We start from the raw sequence: 18,023 nt of genomic DNA on the forward strand, positions 1-18,023 counted from the left end.
TCCCCAGAAAAGAAGGTATTTGATCCCCTTAATTCAACCGACCTTTGATAAATTTAAAGGGTCGGCGATAGCTGGTGTCATCACCACTCAGTCCCGAAACCGCTCGTCATCCAACAATAACTATTGCCGGAACCTTTTAAAAGTGTTAGGGCTACCAAACTTTCGGGGATGTCATGAGGGCCATAGAGGCTGAGAACTTGGAAATCTATTACGGAGAATATAAGGCCATTGAAGGCCTGACGTTTTACCTCGAGCAAGGAGAGACCCTCCTGCTCCTGGGACCGAATGGAGCTGGCAAGACGACACTCCTCAAGGTTCTTGCGGGGTTTCACACAAATTACAGGGGAAAGGTTCTCATATTTGGGAAGAGGCCTGATGAGGCGAGGGAATTCGTTGCGTACGTTCCACAGAGCTTCGCCCTTAACGTTCGTGTTCCCCTCTCCGCTCTCGAAGTCGTCGCGATGGGGGCTCTCTACAGGTCGGGTTTGGCCCATCTCAACATACCTCCCGATGTTGTAAGGAGAGCCCAAGAAGTTCTCGAGTTTCTGGGCATTGGGGATGTAGCAAATGAGCCCTTCAGGAACCTGAGCGGGGGCCAGAAGCAAAGGGTCCTCATAGCGAGGGCCCTGATATCAAATCCTCGCATCCTTCTCTTGGACGAGCCCCTCTCTGCCCTCGACCCGAAGGCGAGAATCGACGCAACGGCTATCCTCTCCAAGATAAAGGATGAAATGAGCATAACAATGGTGATAACGACCCATGACGTCAACCCTCTCATCGAGATCGGTGATAAGGTCATGCTCATAGACAGGAGGCTCGTGGCCTTTGGTGGACCTGAGGAGGTACTCAAGGATGAGGTAATCGCGAAAGTCTATGGTTCCGCATCAAAGACGATCAGGGTTGGGGAGAGGCTTTACTGCATAATAGGTGACGTCCACATGCCCAGGGAGGTGGCTCCATGATACCTGAGTACCTCTTCAGGGCCCTGCTGGCAAGCGTTATGGTTGGGACGCTCCTTGGGATGCTCAGCCCTCTCATCAACATCAAGGGGGCCGCATTTCTCACTCACGCAACCTTTCACTCGCTTCTCTTCGGTGCCGTGCTGGGGATGATACTTGGCCTCATATTCGGAAACCTCTCCCTTATCTTCTGGGTCTCTCTACCAATCGCCATAATGGTTGTCATCGCGGTGGCCGAGCTGGAGATGAGAGGGTACTCGGCAGACACGGCCGTGGGAGCCGTTGCTGGGCTTGTTGCAGGCCTGACGGTCCTCGGCTTTGGCCTCCTCTACAAAGTCATGGCCTCCCGGCCCTACTTTGCCCTATCCGAGAGTATAGTTACGTACCTGACGGGCGAGATATTCCTCGTGACACTCGAGGACCTCTGGATGCTCGTCCTCGGCGGTATCATAATCTTTGGGCTCATGCTCCTTTTTTACAGGGACTTTGTGTACCTGAGCTTTGATCCTGAGGGAATGGAGAGCTGCGGAGGACACGTCCGCCTCTACCTCATCCTCCTCTACATCCTTGTTGGAGCCACAGGAGGCCTCATAGTTAAGACGGTCGGCCTTATAACCCTCCAGGTCGTTGCCGTCCTGCCAGGGGCTATAGCCATGAGCCTCGCGAAAAGCGTCAGAGAGCTGATGGGGATAAGTCTCGCCATAACCCTTTCGGTTCAGCTCGCCTCCGTCCTCCTTGGCTATGTCCTTGACATGCCCCCGAGCGGTATAGCGACGATATTCCTTGGCATGCTCTATGGAGGACTCATGGTGAGGAGGCGGCTACAATGAAGGTAGCGGGGATAGACGAGGCCGGTAGGGGACCCGTCCTGGGACCCCTCGTCATCGTGGCGGTGGTTGTTGACGAAAAGAAAATGACAGAGCTCGAGGGCATCGGCGTGAGAGACTCCAAGGCCCTAACGCCCAAGAAGAGGGAGAAACTCTTCGAGAGGATACTCTCGATGGTGGATGACTACTCCATCGTGCTCGTGGAGCCGCCGGAGATAGACGCCAGGGCGGGAACCATGAATGAGCTGGAGGTCGAGAAGTTCGCCCAGGCCTTGAACTCGCTGAAGGTGAAGCCTGACGTGGTCTACGTGGACTCGGCCGATGTCAGAAGCGAGAGGTTTGGGCTTGCCCTCCGGGAGAAGCTAGCCTTCGATGCGAAGGTTGTGTCGGAGCACAAGGCCGACGCGAAGTATCCTGTTGTTTCTGCCGCATCAATTTTGGCCAAGGTAATAAGGGATAGAGAAATAGAGAAGCTTAAGCTGGAGTATGGCGATTTTGGCTCCGGATATCCGAGCGATCCGAGGACAAGGGCATTTCTCGAGGACTACTACAGGAGACATGGAGACTTCCCCCCGATGGTCCGCAGGACATGGAAGACGGTTAAGGAAATTGAGAAACAGCTGGGGAGAAAGGGCCAACTTACCCTCGACCAATTCTTGCCCTGATTTCCTTCAGGATCCCCCTTATCCACCTCCAGTAAATTCTTAGGGATTCCTCGAAGTACTCCCACCTAATTATGTCGTGGCCGAGCACTCCAAGGACGATGGCCCCTGGAGGGACAAGGGGCGTCGCGTAGAATATGAACTGAGTTTTCCCTCCGAGGATCCACTGTAGGGCGAAGAAGACCACCACGGACCAGAAGGCGCCAAAAATTTCGGCGAGCTTGACCTGCCTTCTGGCCGCGTAGGGAATCGCGAATATGAATGCTACCATGGACAGCATCAGTATAGGGTCCGTCACGGCGTAGACGTCCGGGCTGTAGTGAAACGGAAAGGGCTTGAGGGAGATAAACCACATCCAGAAGGGAGAACTGGCCGGGTGCTCCCCCTTGAAGCTCAGGTGCCACGAGAAGCTTGCGAGGAACTCCTGAAGCCATGGTACAAAACCCATGGCCTTTATTATGGGAAGCTCAGGAAGAAGGAAGCCAGCCGCTGGCAGGAGAATACCCGAAATCAGGAATTCTTTGACGCTTCCCTTTCTTATGAGCTTGATCCAGAGGACGGGGAAGACGAAAGCACCGCTCAGCTTGGTTGCAGTTGCAAGACCGAGGGTCAGGCCTGAGAGCCTGTCCCTGTTCAGGGTGAGCGTTAGGAGGAAGAGGGACACGAAGAAGGCAACATGGATGTCCAGCATGGCCACTATGGAGGTAGCGAAAAGCAGGGGATCGAGGGCGACGAAGAGGAGGGCTATCCCCGCCGCCAGGTAGCTTTTCGTGAGCCTGTAGGCCACGTAGAGGACGACTAAATCGATGATGATGTGCTCGATGATGCCCGGCAGGCGCCAGAAGATGGGTTTGTCTCCTAGGAGCATGCCGAGAGCGATTATATCCTTGCCGAGGAAGGGGTGCTCCGTGTTCAGGTAGCGATGGATGTTTTCCTTGTCGGGATAGCGGAAGCCCGTCACAACGGAGAGGTTGCCGAGCCTTGAAACGTTGGCCACGAACTCGGCCGTGCAGTTGGTCGGAATCTCGTAGTAAACGCCGGGAAAGTTCTGATAGGGCACGTAATCCTTGAATCCGCACCTATTGGCTATCTCCCACACCTTCAGCTTGAGGCTATCAAAATGGGCCGAGTCAAGCGTTGAGACGTTGTAGGGGATTATTTCCACCCTTATCCCGAGCCTTCTCGCGAATTCAGGTACGTGAGGGTAGTTGCGGTATTTTCCCGTGATCGTCAGGCCGAGAAAGGAAACCCTAACTTCCCCCCGATACTCGGGCTCCTTCAGGATTACGTTGACGCCCTCGTAGCTCCCATTGACGTAATGAACGTTTATGCCAAGTCTTGCGAGGACGTTTCTTGTGGCAGGAACATACCAGACCTCATCACCCATATAGTCGTTGACCCTTGAGGCCCACATGAGCATGTAGTAAGTGCTCCCCCCTACGAGGAGGAGAACGTAAAGCAGGAAGATCAGTGTCTTCCAGTTCCTCTTCAGTAGAGCGTAATCCAAACTTCCTCCCCCTCAAGATATCCTTCGCTGTCCTCTGGGATGACGAGGTAGCCATTGCTCTCGACCAGGGAGCTCATAATCCCGCTTCCCCTCCTCTTTATCGGCCTCGCGATGCCCCCTTCGTACCTTACCTTCACGAACTCATAGCGGCCGAGCTGGCTGGGCACCCTCTCCATTAACCGTGCCCTCACCCTAATCTCGCAGTCCCTAGCGCCGACGAGCTTAGCGAGGGCGTGCTTGACGAAGAGGTGGAACTGAGCGAAAACTGCAACGGGATAACCGCTCATGACGAAGACTCTCTCTCCGTAACCAATTGGCCTCCCGGGCTTTATAGTCGTCCCGTGGAAGAGGAGCCTGACGAAGTGGTGGGCGTAGTCCCTATCGCCGAAGGCGCTACCTCCGGTCACGAGCACGAGGTCATTCTCTTTCTTAGCCATCTCCATAGCCTCCCTGATCTCATGCGGGTCATCTGGAAGAACACCGTAGAAGACGGGCTCGCCAAAGTACCTCTCCACAAGGCCCATCAGCATGACGGAGTTCGTCTCGACTATTTTTCCGGCCCTAAAGGCGTCCTCGCTCGGCTCATCGATGAGCTCATCGCCCGTGACGATTATCCCGACCCTCGGCCTTCTCTTGACCCTCACCCTCTTAACGCCGAGGGCCTTAAGGATCGCGAGATCCTGGGGCCTCAGGATTTGCCCCTTCCTAAGGACAACCTGTCCTTTCTTCACATCTTCCCCTGCGAATGCGACATTTTGGCCTGGGGCCACAGGCCTTAGGACTCTGATCAAGTTACCTTCCCTTATGGCGTGCTCCTGCATGAGGACAGCGTTTGCCCCCTCAGGTATCTTAGCGCCAGTGAGAACCTTGATGCTCTTTCCGGGCTCAACCCTCTTTCGTGGAGCCCTTCCGGCGGGAACCTCCTCAATGACCTCAAGCGTTACCGGACTGTACTCCCTTGCAGCGAAGGTATCCTCGGCCCTGAGGGCGTAGCCATCGACGGCGGCCCTGTTAAAGGGGGGAATTTCAAAGGGGGTCGTTACGTCCTCGGCGAGAACTCTTCCGAGGGCTTCCTTTAGGGAAACCTCTTCATCATTAACCTCCCCGAGATCGTCCAGCATGAGCTTTAGAGCCTCTTGGTAAGGGGTGAGCCTCTTGAACTCCATGCCACCACCGGGGGAAGATGGTAGAGTTCTATAAAAGGCTTTATCCTGGCAGTGCCCCTCTCTTCTTTAGCATTGTTAGGTAGCTCGTAAAGGCACCAGCCGAAATAGTGTCCCCAAGCCCGACCGTTGAGACTGGATTAGGCACGAGCCTCGTTGGCACTATGACAACCTTGTACTCCCTCATTCTCAGCCGGCTCTTGGCCTCCTCGAAGCGGAGCTTTACGTACTCTCCCCGGTCGTTGAATGGCACGCGAAGGCCTACCTCGTAGTCCTTGGGCCCTCTTATGTCCCCAAGAGATGCCCTAGCCGCGGCGAGTGTCGTTCCGAACTCGAGACTTCTCATGAGTTCCTCTTCGGTCAGAGGGTTGTCCCTGTGGGTTATGTATATCAGGTAATAGATCGTGTGAACCTGAAGGATTTCGAAATTGAGTTCGTCGAGGATTATCTTCCCACCGAGCACGGTGTCCTCTATCCTGTTATAGAGAAATATCCTGTCCGCGAGGTCGGGGTAGCCGAGGACGTTCAGAATGTGGGCTATTTCTGCTTCATCCATGCCGACGCTGTCCACGAGCGGGAATATATTGTTCATGACCCTCTTCCTCAGCTTCCTGTCCTGAATGGACGCAAACTCTACGTGAACCTTTATGTCGGCCTCCTTCTTGAGGAGTCTTATGTCCTCCTTGGCCTTCCTGAGGTAGTAGTTGGCGTCCTTGCCGTCCGAGTAGCTTAGCCTGAGACCCTGGTAGCCGGAGAGGATGGCACCGTCAACCAGCTTCCCTATCTCAGGTAGATACGGTCTCAGCTCGTCCCTTGTCTCTATCCTGCTAAGGGTCTCGAATCTGGCTGAGACTATGAACCTGCCCGAGTGGGGCACCTCTATAACCTCGTCGCCAAGCCTGAACTCGGTACCTTTCCTGAACTCGAATATCCTGTTGACTTTAACGGGATCTCCGTCCCGATAAGCTTCTCTTATAGGCTTCAGCACTAGTTTTCCATCCACGGTCGGGTAGAGGACAGAAGGGTGGAAGAGATTGGCGAGCCTCTTGGGGAGAAATGGTGTGTAGGTGATTACCCTCCTTAGGCCAAGACTTGCGAGTAGGTTCGCGATTATGCCCGCCTGGCCCCCGATACTCTCCATCTCATATTTGAAGCGGGAATCGAACCACTCGTTTAGGTCTTCATTAACGAGGGGAACTGCCACGGGCTTTCCAAACTTGAGGGCGTGGACGAGACGGGCCACGAAGTCAAGGGGCTCCCTTATTTCCCTGGGGTACTCCTCGATTCTCTCCCTCACAGCCTTGGGACCGAACTCCTTTATGAGCCCCTGTATAGTCTTTCCGTCTATATGCACTATGACATCCACGTTTGCGTTGTAAGCCGTGTAAATCCTAAGCCCCCTAACCGCGTCTATCATGATATATCACCCGGAGTGATCATAAACGGTAAAGGTTAAGTGCTACTTTAAAAACCTTTTTCGGGCAACTTTATAAATGCGGTGCCGTAGGAAAAGCTCAGGCGGTGAGAATCATGGCGAGGGACGAGGTGCGCAGGCTTCCCGCGGACGTTAAGAGGGAAGTTCTCATCAAAGACGAGAAAGCCGAGACGAATCCCAAATGGGGATACCCCCCTGAAAAGAGGCCCATGGAAATGCACATGCAGTTCGGAGTAATAAACCTCGACAAGCCTCCCGGGCCGACAAGCCACGAGGTCGTCGCTTGGATAAAAAGGTTATTTAACCTTGAGAAAGCCGGTCACGGGGGAACCCTCGACCCGAAGGTTAGCGGCGTCCTTCCAGTTGCCCTTGAAAGGGCCACTCGCGTTGTCCAAGCCCTCCTCCCCGCCGGTAAGGAGTACGTGGCTCTAATGCACCTCCACGGCGACGTTCCGGAGGAGAAGATTTATAGGGTCATGAAGGAGTTCGAGGGAGAGATAATTCAAAGGCCGCCCTTGAGAAGTGCCGTCAAGAGGAGGCTTAGAACGAGGAAGGTTTACTATATCGAGATTTTAGAAATTGATGGCAGAGACGTCCTCTTTAGGGCAGGTGTCGAGGCGGGAACCTACATAAGGTCTCTCATTCACCATATAGGCCTTGCCCTCGGTGTTGGAGCGCATATGGCCGAGCTAAGAAGGACAAGAAGCGGCCCCTTCAAGGAGGACGAGACCCTCGTAACTTTCCATGACCTCGTGGACTACTATCACTTCTGGAAAGAAGATGGCATAGAAGAACACTTCCGCAGGGCTATTCAGCCGATGGAGAAGGCTGTGGAACATTTGCCGAAGGTCTGGATAAAGGACTCGGCGGTAGCCGCGGTGACGCACGGTGCCGACCTTGCCGTCCCGGGCATAGTCAAGCTACACGCGGGCATAAAGAGGGGGGACCTCGTGGCGATAATGACCCTCAAGGATGAGCTCGTCGCCCTGGGAAAGGCCCTCATGACTAGTCAGGAAATGCTCCAGAAGAGCAGGGGGATAGCTGTGGACGTTGAGAAGGTCTTCATGCCGAGGGACTGGTATCCGAAGATGTGGTAGAAACTTTGCCAAGCAAAAGTTGCTGGGGAGCTATTCTTTTGTCCATTCAATTACTCTGGCTTCTTTCGTTTCATTCTAGTCGTTTTGTTATCGTTGGAAATTGAAAACGCTATCGAACTTGTAATTGGAAAAGCTTTTAAGGATTTTGACGTTACATGTAGTGATGATCTCTGGAGGTATTTCCAATGGAAGGCCGGGCTAAGAAGGTTTGTGTTGTCCTCTTGCTTGCCATGATGTTGAGTCTTCAGTTTGGGACTGTTCAGGAGACGAAGGCTTTAACTGATAACGCCACGAGCATAACCTTCAGGAGGGCTGTGGTTGCTTGGTACGATGAGAAGAGTAGGCTTCAGATGAACGTCACTTGGATTAATCAAACCATAGACTTCGCGAACTTGACTAACACTTCCTGTCCCTGTCACAACTCAAGTTCCTGTGCTTCCAACTTGACTGCAAACTTTAACGTTTCCGTGGTCACGCTCTACAACATGACGAAAAAGCACGAGCAGTTACTGTTCTTTGGGATAACAATTTATAACGGGACTTTCAACTACACCATGTACGCGCTCGTTTACAGGGCTGAGAGGAGCCAGTACAACTTTACCCTCGTCACGAGGATCTTCACTGATCCTGAGACTGGAGCGTACAAAGTCTTCCTTACTGGAATGAACATTGCTCCGAATGATGAAAACAAGGTCGTTCTTGTTGCTGACACTATTGTCACTAGGGACAACCTCACGCTTTCAGAGTACTACTGGACTCTGAACAAGATTCTCATGAAGCTTCGCAGGGGTGACGAGACGGGCTGGATTTGGGGCAGGAGTGCGTACGAGCTGAGGCACCTCTTGCACTTGGTGAGGCTAAAACTACCAGAATACAACCAGCAGAAAGCAATGGGGTTAACAGCAGTAACTGATGTAATTGGAATAACATTAACCTGCATAACATATCCCAAGCACATAGATTGGTGGTGTGCAATAACCTCCTGTGCAACGTCAATAATACTCGGCGTGTTAGAATGTGGTGAATGTGCCGCAAGTCTTTTAGTAAGAAAACCAAATACTAAAGCATGTGCGGCATGTGTAGCTGCCATTGGCAGTATCAGTGGAGACTGTGGTAAGTGCTTTAGTGACTGGACAACAGTCTGTATTCCAGGGTATGGAACACCCGCATAGGTGATGGTACCATGAACTTCATGTTGGCCGGAAACATAATCTCGGCTCTGATGTTTCCTTTACTTTTATACTATTCAATCTCGGCTGTAACGTCCCGAAAATTTTGGAAACCTCAAACTTGGGCAGTACTTGCGGCTCTTCTCATGTCGGCTCGAGGATTATACAGCACTGCAGTTTATTTTAACATCATTCCATTTTACTCGTTTGTCGATAAATCGTTTAATGCATTGACTGTATTATCCCTGATTATAATGTTGCTGATAGCGGGAAGAAATAGAAAGACTATCCGATCCGAGGAAGAACGTTTTCAAGATGGTAATCGGTCAAACCATGAAACCAAACGGAAGCTGATTTTTTGAGTTTATACGCTGGCGACATGATTATTACCCCCAACAACCTCCTTCCGGAGTACTACTGGACTTTGGATCATGGGCTTCACTCTCAGGATGCCTCTCTTTATGCACTTGGATGGAGTATGGCGCATGCGCAAGAATAGTTTGGGAATCCTTTTACTTCTTTTTGCCTCTAAGGCGTCATTCGCGTGAGTCTTCAGCTGGAGATGGTCTTTTTCATGGTGCTTATGGGTTTCCTTGTCTGAGGAATCCGCAACGATAGTATTTCATTCTACGTTCTGGGAGCGGCTGGGTGGATATGGCTGGCTGTTGTTATTGCGACAGTTTTGCTGTGGCTGGAGAGTGGTTCATTGACTAGAACTTCTTGGACATAACTTACCTTTATAAACCCCTCAACGAACCATCTCATATGAGCCACTACTACTCCGAGAGGCCTTCCGGCCCATTGAGAACTAAGACTATAGATGTCTGCATCAGGGGTTACTGCTTCAGGTTCATAACCGCCAGTGGGGTCTTCTCCTTCGGCAAGCTCGACAGGGGGACAGAACTCCTTATAGAGAACATGATACTCCAGCCCGGCTGGAGGATACTCGACCTCGGTTGCGGTTATGGGGCCATAGGTATAGTCGCGGCTCGCTTCGTGGACTACGTTGTCATGACGGACATCAACAGGAGGGCCGTGGCGATAGCCAGGAAAAACTTAAAAATCAACGGCGTCAAGAACGCGGAGGTTCGCTGGGGCACCCTCTACGAGCCCGTTGAGGGAGAAAAGTTCCACTCGATAATAACGAACCCTCCAGTGCACGCTGGGAAGGATGTGCTTAGGGAAATAGTTATAAACGCACCTCGGCACCTCCACGATGGCGGCCTGCTCCAGATGGTAATCAGAACGAGTCATGGGGCAAAGTTTATTAAATCGCTAATGGAGGAGACCTTCACTGAGGTAAGGGAGGTCGCGAAGGGCTCGGGCTACCGGGTATATGCCGGGATCGCCTAGCCTGGTAGGGCGCGGGCCTTGAGAGCCCGTGGGCGTTTGCCCGCCGGGGTTCAAATCCCCGTCCCGGCGCCAGAATATTCCGGAGGTGTGTTCAAATGGCTGACTTTAGGCACATCGTGCGTGTTGCTGGTGTTGACCTCGACGGACACAAGCAGCTGAGGTGGGCGCTCACTGGAATAAAGGGAGTGGGCATAAACTTCGCCACCATGGTCTGCAGGGTAGCAGGTCTCGACCCATTCATGAAAGCAGGCTACCTCACCGACGAGCAGATAAAGAAGATCGAGGAGATACTCAGTGACCCCGTTGCCCACGGCATACCTCGCTGGGCTGTCAACAGGCCGAAGGACTATGAGACTGGCAGAGACCTGCACCTCATAACGGCCAAGCTTGACATGGCTATCCGTGAGGACATAATGAGGCTCAGGCGCATTAGGGCCTACCGTGGCATTAGGCATGAGCTTGGCCTGCCTGTCCGCGGTCAGAGGACGAGGTCCAACTTCAGGCGCGGTCAGACGGTTGGTGTTAGCAGGAAGAAGAAGTGAGGTGGTGTGAATGGGCGACCCTAAGAGGCAGAGAAAAAAGTATGAGACTCCCCCTCACCCCTGGATTAAGGAAAGGCTTGACCGCGAAAGGGTATTGATGGAGAAGTACGCCCTCAAGAACAAGAAGGAGCTCTGGAAGCATGAGACCCAGCTTAAGAACTTCAGGCGTAGGGCGAGAAGGCTTTTGGCGGCTCGTGGCAAGCAGGCCGAAATTGAGAGGCAGCAACTCCTTCAGAGGCTTCGCAGGCTTGGCCTACTCCCGGCTGACGCCGTTCTCGATGACGTCCTTTCCCTCACCATCGAGGACATCCTCGAGAGGCGCCTTCAGACTATAGTCTTCAAGAAGGGCCTTGCCAGAACAATGAGGCAGGCAAGGCAGCTCATCGTTCACGGCCACATCGAGGTAAACGGCCAGATAATCCGCTCACCGAGCTACCTCGTCCTCAAGGAGGAAGAGGACACCATAACCTACGCGAGAACATCTCCCTTCGCGAATCCCGGCCACCCCGAGAGGATGGTTATAGAGCAAGCCAAGCAGAGTGAGGGTGGTGGAGCATGAGCGAGGAGCAGGTCAACATAAAGAAGAAGGAGAAGTGGGGAATCGCCCACATCTACTCCTCCTACAACAACACCATCATCCACATCACCGATATCACGGGGGCCGAAACCATAAGCAGGTGGAGTGGTGGTATGGTCGTCAAGGCCGACAGGGACGAGCCATCACCATACGCGGCCATGATAGCCGCTAAGAGAGCTGCAGAGGAGGCCCTTGAGAAGGGTATAGTCGGAGTTCACATAAGGGTCCGTGCTCCTGGTGGAAGTAAGAGCAAGACGCCTGGTCCGGGTGCCCAGGCGGCCATTCGTGCACTTGCCAGAGCAGGCCTTAAGATAGGCAGGGTAGAGGACGTTACCCCGATACCGCACGATGGAACGAGACCCAAGGGCGGCAGAAGGGGTAGGCGTGTCTGACCTTTCCAAACTTTTTCTTGGGGGACAGGATATGGTAAAGGTTGAGATTCTTGAAAAGAGGGAGAATGCGATAAAGTTCATCCTTGAGGGCGTTAGCATAGCATTCGCCAATGCCCTTAGGAGAACCATACTCGGCGAGGTCCCAACGTTTGCCGTTGATGAGGTCGAGTTCTACGAGAATGACTCTGCCCTCTTCGACGAGATAATCGCCCACAGGCTCGCTATGATACCCCTCACCACACCCGTTGACAGGTTTGCCCTTGATTCTCTCGAGCTGGACGATTACACAGTTACCCTCTCCCTTGAAGCTGAGGGGCCTGGCGTGGTCTATTCGGGTGACCTCAAGAGTGACGACCCAGATGTAAAGCCAGTCACGCCAGACATCCCGATAGTTAAGTTGGCCGAGGGCCAAAGGCTCGTCTTCAACGCTTACGCAAAGCTCGGCCGCGGGAAGGATCATGCCAAGTGGCAACCGGGCTTCGCCTACTACAAGTACTATACGAAAATCCACATAAGCAAGTCAATTCCGGGGTGGGAGAAGCTGAAGAGCCTTGCGGAGAAGCGCGGTCTTCCCGTCGAGGAAACTGACGAGGAAGTAATAGTCACAACGCTGAAGCCCTTCTACATCCCGAGAGAATTTGAGGAATACGAGAGTAAGGAGATATGGGAGGAGATAGTGCCAGAAGCCTATGTCTTTACCGTCGAAACCAACGGGGAGCTTCCGGTGGAAGAGGTCGTCGGCATAGCCCTTAGGATACTCATGAGAAAGAGCGATAGGTTTATAAGCGAACTCCGTAGAGTAGCCGGTTGATTGTGCGGGGGTTGCCGAGCCTGGTCAAAGGCGCGGGATTCAGGGTCCCGTCCCGTAGGGGTTCCGGGGTTCAAATCCCCGCCCCCGCACCATCCTTTACGCTCACCCCGCCCCTTCGTCGGTTTCCCTGCGAGCCTTAAATTGTGAGGGGGAATGCTCATGAAGAGGACCGGACCGACCGATCCGAACCTTAGGAGGCTCATCCGCTACCTTAGGAAGAAGTCAAACGAGGAAGGGGTTAAGATATGGAAGGACATAGCTTGGCGCCTTGAGAGGCCAAGAAGGCAGAGGGCTGAAGTGAACGTCAGCAAGATAAACCGCTACACCAAGGATGGCGATATGGTCGTTGTTCCGGGAAGCGTCCTCGGTGCCGGCAAAATTGACCATAGGGTCATTGTTGCCGCTTGGAAGTTCAGCGAAACTGCTAGGAGAAAGATAATCGAAGCAGGTGGAGAAGCCATCACGATTGAGGAGCTCGTTGAGAGGAACCCAAAGGGAAGTGGAGTAATCATAATGGAGTGATGTGCCATGAGGATTATTAATGCCGAAGGCCTCATCCTCGGTAGGCTCGCCTCTAAAGTTGCGAAGATGCTCTTAGAGGGCGAGGAGGTCGTCATAGTCAACGCCGAGAAGGCAGTCATAACCGGCAATCGCGAGGATATCTTCGCAAAGTACAAGCAGAGGACCGAGCTCAGGACCCTTACCAATCCGAGGAGGGGACCATTCTACCCGAAGAGGAGCGATGAGATAGTCAGGAGGACTATCAGGGGCATGCTCCCCTGGAAGACTGACAGGGGAAGGAAGGCCTTCAAGAGGCTAAAGGTCTACGTTGGCATCCCCAAGGAGTTCCAGGGCAAGGAGCTCGAGACCATAATGGAAGCCCACGTGTCGAGGCTGGCCACCCCCAAATACGTGACCGTTGGCGAGGTCGCTAAGTTCCTTGGTGGAAAGTTCTGAGGTGGTGGAGAATGAGGATAATCCAGACGAGCGGCAAGAGGAAGACTGCCATTGCGAGGGCCGTTATTAGGGAAGGCAAGGGAAGGGTTAGAATAAATGGCAAGCCCGTTGAGCTCGTGGAGCCCGAAATAGCGAGGTTCACTATCCTTGAGCCGTTAATCCTGGCTGGAGAGGAGGTATGGAACAGTGTTGACATCGACGTCAGGGTCCAGGGTGGCGGCTTCATGGGCCAGGCTGAGGCCGCCCGCATAGCCATAGCTAGGGCGCTCGTCGAGTGGACCAACGATATGAACCTCAAGGAGAAGTTCATGAAGTACGACAGAACCATGCTCGTCGGTGACCCCAGAAGGACGGAGCCTCACAAACCCAACCGCTCCACCAAAGGTCCGAGAGCTAAGAGACAGAAGTCCTACCGCTGACCTTTCCGTTAACTTTAAAAACTCTTTCCCCGGCAGAACGGATAGGGTGATGGGGTTGATAATCCCCGTTAGGTGTTTCACGTGCGGAAAGGTTATCGGAGACAAATACTATGAGTTTAAGGCAAGGGTCGAGGCCGGGGAGGACCCTGAGAAGGTCCTCGATGATCTCGGCCTCGAGAGGTATTGCTGCAGGAGGATGCTCCTTAGCCATGTCGAGCTCATCGACGACATAATGCACTACCGAGTATATTGAAAACCCCCTTTCTGTGGGGCCGTGGGGTAGCTTGGTCTATCCTCCCGGCCTGGGGCGCCGGAGACCCGGGTTCAAATCCCGGCGGCCCCACCAAAAAATTTCCGGGTGGTCGGCGTGTTTAAGTACACGAGGTTCGAGAAGGCGAGGATTATAGGGGCGAGGGCTCTGCAAATATCCATGGGAGCACCAATCCTGATAGATGTGCCAGAGGGCATCACTCCTCTTGAGGCCGCGATACTCGAGTTTGAGAAGGGAGTTATCCCCATAACAGTCATAAGGCCGAGCTGATGACCATGAGCGTCATTCAGAACGTGGTCGGCAGGGTCGCGGTGCTTAGGGGCGGCAAGTATTCAGTTGAAGTTGATGTTATAACGAGCGATGGTTTTGGGAGGTTCGCCGCCCCCATAGAGGAGAATCCCACCCTCCACATAGCCGAGGCCAGGAGGGCCGTCAGCGAGGTGGATGAGATAATAGGGCCGGAGCTCATAGGCTTTGACTCCGTGGAGCAGGAGTTGATAGATAGCTACCTCTGGGAGATAGACGGGACGGATGACTTAAGCCATATAGGGGCCAACACGGCCCTCGCCGTCTCGGTGGCCGTCGCTAAGGCTTCCGCAAACTCCAAGGCCATACCCCTATACTCTTACATCGGCGGGACTTTCACCACGGAGCTCCCCGTCCCGATACTTCGCTTCGCCTCCGACGAGTCCTTTGACTACTACATGGTAGTTAGAGACCTCCTCGAGATAACTGACGTCGTTGATGCCGTGTCGAAGGTGCTTGAGGCCGCGGATTCAATAACCCTCGAAACCCTCTCCAAGGCCTCGGAGAAGGTTGGGGACGAGCTGGGCCTTGAGGTGTCTCTCGGTATCGGTATGAAGATGCCAATGGGGACTGAGGAAGTGCTCGCCCTCGTGGAGGACAATAATGTTGCGTACATAAAGCCCCTGGGGGAGGAGGAGCTGTTCCTCGAGCTAATAGCCGGAACGCACGGTGTCTTCGTTGATGGGGAGTACCTCTTTCGGACTAAGAATATCCTTGATAGGCGCTACTACAACGCTCTCTCCATAAAGCCCATAAATCTGGGCACGCTCACCGACTTGTACAACCTTGTAAACGACGCTAAGGCCGAGAGAATAACTCCTATCCTCTCGGAATCAACGTATGAGTCGGCCGATGAGGCCCTTCCTCATATCGCGCTGGGCCTTAAGTGCCCAGCGATAATCCTCGACTGGACTTCCATCGAGAAAATAAACGAGCTGAATCGCATAGCTGAGGATCTTGGGGAAAGGGGTAGGATTATAACGTTTGAAGGATGAGGGGGTTGGTGAAATGGCAGATGAGTATTTGGTTCCGCTTGACCAGTATCTTGCTGCCGGAGTACACATAGGGACTCAACAGAAGACCAAGGACATGAGGAAGTTTATATACCGTGTCAGGCAGGATGGCCTCTACGTCCTTGACGTCAGGAAGACCGATGAGAGGCTCAAGGTTGCCGGCAAGTTCCTCGCCAAGTTCGAGCCCCAGAGCATCCTCGCCGTCAGCGTCAGGCTCTACGGCCAGAAGCCGGTGAAGAAGTTCGGCGAGGTTACGGGAGCTAAGGCAATGCCGGGTCGCTTCCTGCCGGGGACGATGACGAACCCAGCGGTCAAGAACTTCTTCGAGCCCGACGTGATCATAGTCACCGATCCGAGGGCCGACCACCAGGCTATGAAGGAGGCCGTCGAGATAGGCATCCCGATAGTTGCCCTGGTCGACACTGAAAACCTACTCAGCTACGTTGACCTGGCGATACCCACAAACAACAAGGGAAGGAAGGCGCTGGCTCTCATCTACTGGATACTCGCCAGGGAAATCCTCTACAATCGTGGCGAGATAGCCAGTAGGGAGGACTTCAAGATCCCCGTCGAGGACTTCGAGATGAAGATAGTCAGGCGCTGACTCCTTCTCTTTTTCCTCGAAAAATCCTTAAGTTCCTTCCCTTAATTTCTCTCGGTGGTGTGTGGTGATTAGGTATCCTGCCGTTGCGGGCCAATTCTATCCTCTCGGAGAAGAACTCGTTGACATGCTGAAAGCGTTCTTCAGGGATTTGGGTGAGCCTGGAGGGGAGAGAAAGATAACGGCCGGTATCGCCCCTCACGCGGGGTACGTCTTTTCCGGCTACACCGCCTCGAGGACCTACAAGGCCATCTACGAGGATGGCCTGCCCGAGACCTTTGTGATATTCGGACCGAACCATACGGGCCTCGGCTCGCCCATCGCCGTCTATCCGGAGGGCAAGTGGGTTACTCCTCTTGGTGAGGTGGAAGTTGATGGTGAGCTTGCGAGAGAGATAGTGAAGAATTCGGGCATAGCCGATTTAGATGAGATAGCCCACAAATACGAGCACTCCATAGAGGTTCAGCTCCCCTTCATCCAGTACATAGCTGAGAGGGCCGGAAAGACCGTTAGAATAGTGCCGATAACCCTCAGCATACAGGACGAGGAAGTTTCCGAAGACCTCGGGGGGGCAGTCTTTGAGGCCGCCCGGGAGCTTGGAAGGGACGTCGTGGTTATAGCGAGCACCGACTTCATGCACTACGGAACCTTTTACGGCTACGTGCCGTTCAGGGCGAGAGCAAATGAGTTGCCCAACCTCGTCAAGGAGTGGGATCTCAGGGTGATAAGGAGGATACTCGACTTCGATGTTGAGGGCATGTTTAGAGAAATTCGTGAGATGGATCACACTATGTGTGGTCCCGGTGGAGTTGGAGCCAGCGTGGTGTTTTCCCGCCTTATCGGTGCCGTTGAGGCCGAACTCCTACACTACACAACGAGCTTTGATATTAGTAGAAGCACCGATGCGATAGTGGGGTACGCGAGCATAGTGATGAGGAGGGCGTGACATCATGAGAGTCCTCGCCTCTGCTCCCGCGAAGGTCATCCTCTTCGGGGAGCACAGCGTCGTCTATGGAAAGCCGGCAATAGCTGCGGCGATAGATCTGAGAACCTTTGTCGAGGCCGAACTCAGGGACGACGGGAGGATTAGAATAGAGGCCCATGACATCAAGGTTCCCGGCCTAACGGTGTCCTTCTCCGAGAGCGAGATATACTTCGAGACCGACTACGGTAAGGCGGCCGAGGTGCTCAGCTACGTGAGGGAGGCCATAAACCTCGTCCTTGAGGAGGCCGGGAAGAAGACGGGCGTCAAGGTCAGCATAACGTCCCAGATTCCCGTTGGTGCGGGCCTTGGAAGTTCTGCAGCTGTAGCGATCGCGACCATTGGAGCAGTGGCAAAGCTCTTAGGTCTGGAGCTTACCCGGGAGGAGATTGCCAAGCTTGGCCATAAGGTCGAGCTCCTCGTTCAAGGCGCTTCCAGCGGGATAGATCCGACCGTTTCGGCCATCGGCGGCTTTATCTACTACGAGAAAGGCAGGTTTGAGAACCTTCCCTTTATGGAGCTTCCAATAGTCGTGGGCTATACTGGCTCCAGCGGTCCTACAAAGGAGCTCGTCGCGATGGTAAGGAGGAGATACGAGGATATGCCTGAGCTGATGGTGCCCATAATCGAGGCCATGGGCAAGCTGGTTGAAAAGGCCCGTGACCTGATAACGGCGGAGCTGGATGAGGAGGAAAAGCTGAGGAAGCTTGGAGAGCTCATGAACATCAACCACGGCCTCCTTGACGCCCTCGGCGTCTCGACAAAGAAACTCAGTGAGCTGGTTTACGCCGCCAGAACCGCCGGGGCCCTCGGAGCGAAGATAACCGGGGCCGGAGGCGGTGGTTGCATGTACGCTTTGGCACCAGGAAAACAGAGCGAGGTGGCGACAGCGATAACGATAGCGGGAGGAACGCCCATGGTGACCCAGATAAGCCGTGAGGGACTGAGGGTGGAGGCAACGATGCCGTGAATGGGGCAAA

General features: G+C 53.7%; 22 protein-coding genes and 3 tRNA genes. 22 read left to right on the forward strand and 3 right to left on the reverse strand.

Annotated features, from left to right (window positions below; genetic code table 11):
• Positions 1-173: 173 nt before the first annotated feature.
• The 3 genes from PYCH_RS01110 to rnhB are packed head-to-tail and all read left to right on the forward strand — an operon-like array spanning position 174 to position 2,451.
• Complete coding sequence (locus PYCH_RS01110) at positions 174-962, forward strand: metal ABC transporter ATP-binding protein (RefSeq protein WP_013904997.1); 789 nt, start codon at positions 174-176, stop codon at positions 960-962.
• Complete coding sequence (locus PYCH_RS01115) at positions 959-1,789, forward strand: metal ABC transporter permease (RefSeq protein ID WP_013904998.1); 831 nt, start codon at positions 959-961, stop codon at positions 1,787-1,789. The genes PYCH_RS01110 and PYCH_RS01115 overlap by 4 nt, the downstream gene beginning before the upstream one ends.
• Entirely contained in the window at positions 1,786-2,451 is a 666-nt protein-coding gene (gene rnhB / locus PYCH_RS01120; protein ID WP_013904999.1) for a ribonuclease HII, read from the forward strand. Before PYCH_RS01115 ends, rnhB begins: the two co-directional genes overlap by 4 nt.
• Here the strand turns inward: rnhB and PYCH_RS01125 are convergent.
• The 3 genes from PYCH_RS01125 to pfkC are packed head-to-tail and all read right to left on the reverse strand — an operon-like array spanning position 2,426 to position 6,535.
• Positions 2,426-3,955 carry a dolichyl-phosphate-mannose--protein mannosyltransferase gene (locus PYCH_RS01125; RefSeq protein WP_013905000.1) on the reverse strand — a complete coding sequence of 510 codons (1,530 nt, stop codon included), beginning with the start codon at positions 3,953-3,955 and terminating at the stop codon, positions 2,426-2,428. The genes rnhB and PYCH_RS01125 overlap by 26 nt on opposite strands.
• Positions 3,937-5,121, reverse strand: coding sequence for a molybdopterin molybdotransferase MoeA (locus PYCH_RS01130; RefSeq protein ID WP_013905001.1), 1,185 nt, complete (start codon positions 5,119-5,121; stop codon positions 3,937-3,939). Before PYCH_RS01130 ends, PYCH_RS01125 begins: the two co-directional genes overlap by 19 nt.
• Before the next feature lie 40 nt (positions 5,122-5,161).
• Positions 5,162-6,535, reverse strand: a complete 1,374-nt coding sequence (gene pfkC, locus PYCH_RS01135; protein WP_013905002.1) for an ADP-specific phosphofructokinase — start codon at positions 6,533-6,535, stop codon at positions 5,162-5,164.
• A 113-nt stretch (positions 6,536-6,648) separates the two neighbouring features.
• Between pfkC and PYCH_RS01140 the strand changes: the two genes are divergently transcribed.
• From PYCH_RS01140 to PYCH_RS01235, 19 genes are all read left to right on the forward strand, one after another.
• Positions 6,649-7,650, forward strand: coding sequence for an RNA-guided pseudouridylation complex pseudouridine synthase subunit Cbf5 (locus tag PYCH_RS01140; RefSeq protein ID WP_013905003.1), 1,002 nt, complete (start codon positions 6,649-6,651; stop codon positions 7,648-7,650).
• A gap of 185 nt (positions 7,651-7,835) precedes the next feature.
• Positions 7,836-8,822, forward strand: coding sequence for a hypothetical protein (locus PYCH_RS10000; RefSeq protein ID WP_013905004.1), 987 nt, complete (start codon positions 7,836-7,838; stop codon positions 8,820-8,822).
• A 762-nt stretch (positions 8,823-9,584) separates the two neighbouring features.
• A complete protein-coding gene (locus PYCH_RS09535) occupies positions 9,585-10,172 on the forward strand; it encodes a class I SAM-dependent methyltransferase (protein WP_083817010.1) in 588 nt (195 codons plus the stop codon).
• A tRNA-Ser gene (locus PYCH_RS01160) sits at positions 10,158-10,244 on the forward strand. The genes PYCH_RS09535 and PYCH_RS01160 overlap by 15 nt, the downstream gene beginning before the upstream one ends.
• 23 nt (positions 10,245-10,267) lie before the next feature.
• Positions 10,268-10,714 carry a 30S ribosomal protein S13 gene (locus PYCH_RS01165; protein WP_013905006.1) on the forward strand — a complete coding sequence of 149 codons (447 nt, stop codon included), beginning with the start codon at positions 10,268-10,270 and terminating at the stop codon, positions 10,712-10,714.
• Positions 10,715-10,724: 10 nt separating this feature from the next.
• Positions 10,725-11,273 carry a 30S ribosomal protein S4 gene (locus PYCH_RS01170; protein WP_013905007.1) on the forward strand — a complete coding sequence of 183 codons (549 nt, stop codon included), beginning with the start codon at positions 10,725-10,727 and terminating at the stop codon, positions 11,271-11,273.
• Positions 11,270-11,683 (forward strand): 30S ribosomal protein S11, encoded by a 414-nt coding sequence (locus PYCH_RS01175; protein WP_013905008.1) that lies wholly within the window; start codon positions 11,270-11,272, stop codon positions 11,681-11,683. Before PYCH_RS01170 ends, PYCH_RS01175 begins: the two co-directional genes overlap by 4 nt.
• Before the next feature lie 31 nt (positions 11,684-11,714).
• Positions 11,715-12,494, forward strand: a complete 780-nt coding sequence (locus PYCH_RS01180) for a DNA-directed RNA polymerase subunit D (RefSeq protein ID WP_013905009.1) — start codon at positions 11,715-11,717, stop codon at positions 12,492-12,494.
• 4 nt (positions 12,495-12,498) lie between these two features.
• A tRNA-Leu gene (locus tag PYCH_RS01185) sits at positions 12,499-12,586 on the forward strand.
• Between the two features lie 67 nt (positions 12,587-12,653).
• On the forward strand, positions 12,654-13,016 hold the full coding sequence (locus tag PYCH_RS01190; protein ID WP_013905010.1) for a 50S ribosomal protein L18e: 363 nt from the start codon (positions 12,654-12,656) through the stop codon (positions 13,014-13,016).
• A 6-nt stretch (positions 13,017-13,022) separates the two neighbouring features.
• Positions 13,023-13,451, forward strand: coding sequence for a 50S ribosomal protein L13 (rplM, locus tag PYCH_RS01195; RefSeq protein ID WP_013905011.1), 429 nt, complete (start codon positions 13,023-13,025; stop codon positions 13,449-13,451).
• 11 nt (positions 13,452-13,462) lie between these two features.
• The gene (locus tag PYCH_RS01200) at positions 13,463-13,870 is read left to right on the forward strand and encodes a 30S ribosomal protein S9 (RefSeq protein WP_013905012.1); all 408 of its coding nucleotides are present in this window, start codon (positions 13,463-13,465) and stop codon (positions 13,868-13,870) included.
• Positions 13,871-13,925: 55 nt separating this feature from the next.
• Entirely contained in the window at positions 13,926-14,123 is a 198-nt protein-coding gene (locus PYCH_RS01205; protein ID WP_013905013.1) for a DNA-directed RNA polymerase subunit N, read from the forward strand.
• A gap of 15 nt (positions 14,124-14,138) precedes the next feature.
• A tRNA-Pro gene (locus PYCH_RS01210) sits at positions 14,139-14,216 on the forward strand.
• Between the two features lie 21 nt (positions 14,217-14,237).
• Positions 14,238-14,411, forward strand: a complete 174-nt coding sequence (locus PYCH_RS01215) for a DNA-directed RNA polymerase subunit K (protein WP_013905014.1) — start codon at positions 14,238-14,240, stop codon at positions 14,409-14,411.
• Between the two features lie 5 nt (positions 14,412-14,416).
• Complete coding sequence (locus tag PYCH_RS01220; RefSeq protein ID WP_013905015.1) at positions 14,417-15,442, forward strand: hypothetical protein; 1,026 nt, start codon at positions 14,417-14,419, stop codon at positions 15,440-15,442.
• A gap of 13 nt (positions 15,443-15,455) precedes the next feature.
• Complete coding sequence (rpsB, locus tag PYCH_RS01225) at positions 15,456-16,064, forward strand: 30S ribosomal protein S2 (RefSeq protein ID WP_013905016.1); 609 nt, start codon at positions 15,456-15,458, stop codon at positions 16,062-16,064.
• A 64-nt stretch (positions 16,065-16,128) separates the two neighbouring features.
• Complete coding sequence (locus tag PYCH_RS01230) at positions 16,129-17,007, forward strand: MEMO1 family protein (protein WP_013905017.1); 879 nt, start codon at positions 16,129-16,131, stop codon at positions 17,005-17,007.
• 4 nt (positions 17,008-17,011) lie between these two features.
• Complete coding sequence (locus PYCH_RS01235) at positions 17,012-18,013, forward strand: mevalonate kinase (RefSeq protein WP_013905018.1); 1,002 nt, start codon at positions 17,012-17,014, stop codon at positions 18,011-18,013.
• Positions 18,014-18,023 lie beyond the last annotated feature (10 nt).

Source organism: Pyrococcus yayanosii CH1 (assembly GCF_000215995.1).
In the GTDB taxonomy this organism is placed as follows: Archaea; Methanobacteriota_B; Thermococci; order Thermococcales; family Thermococcaceae; genus Pyrococcus; species Pyrococcus yayanosii.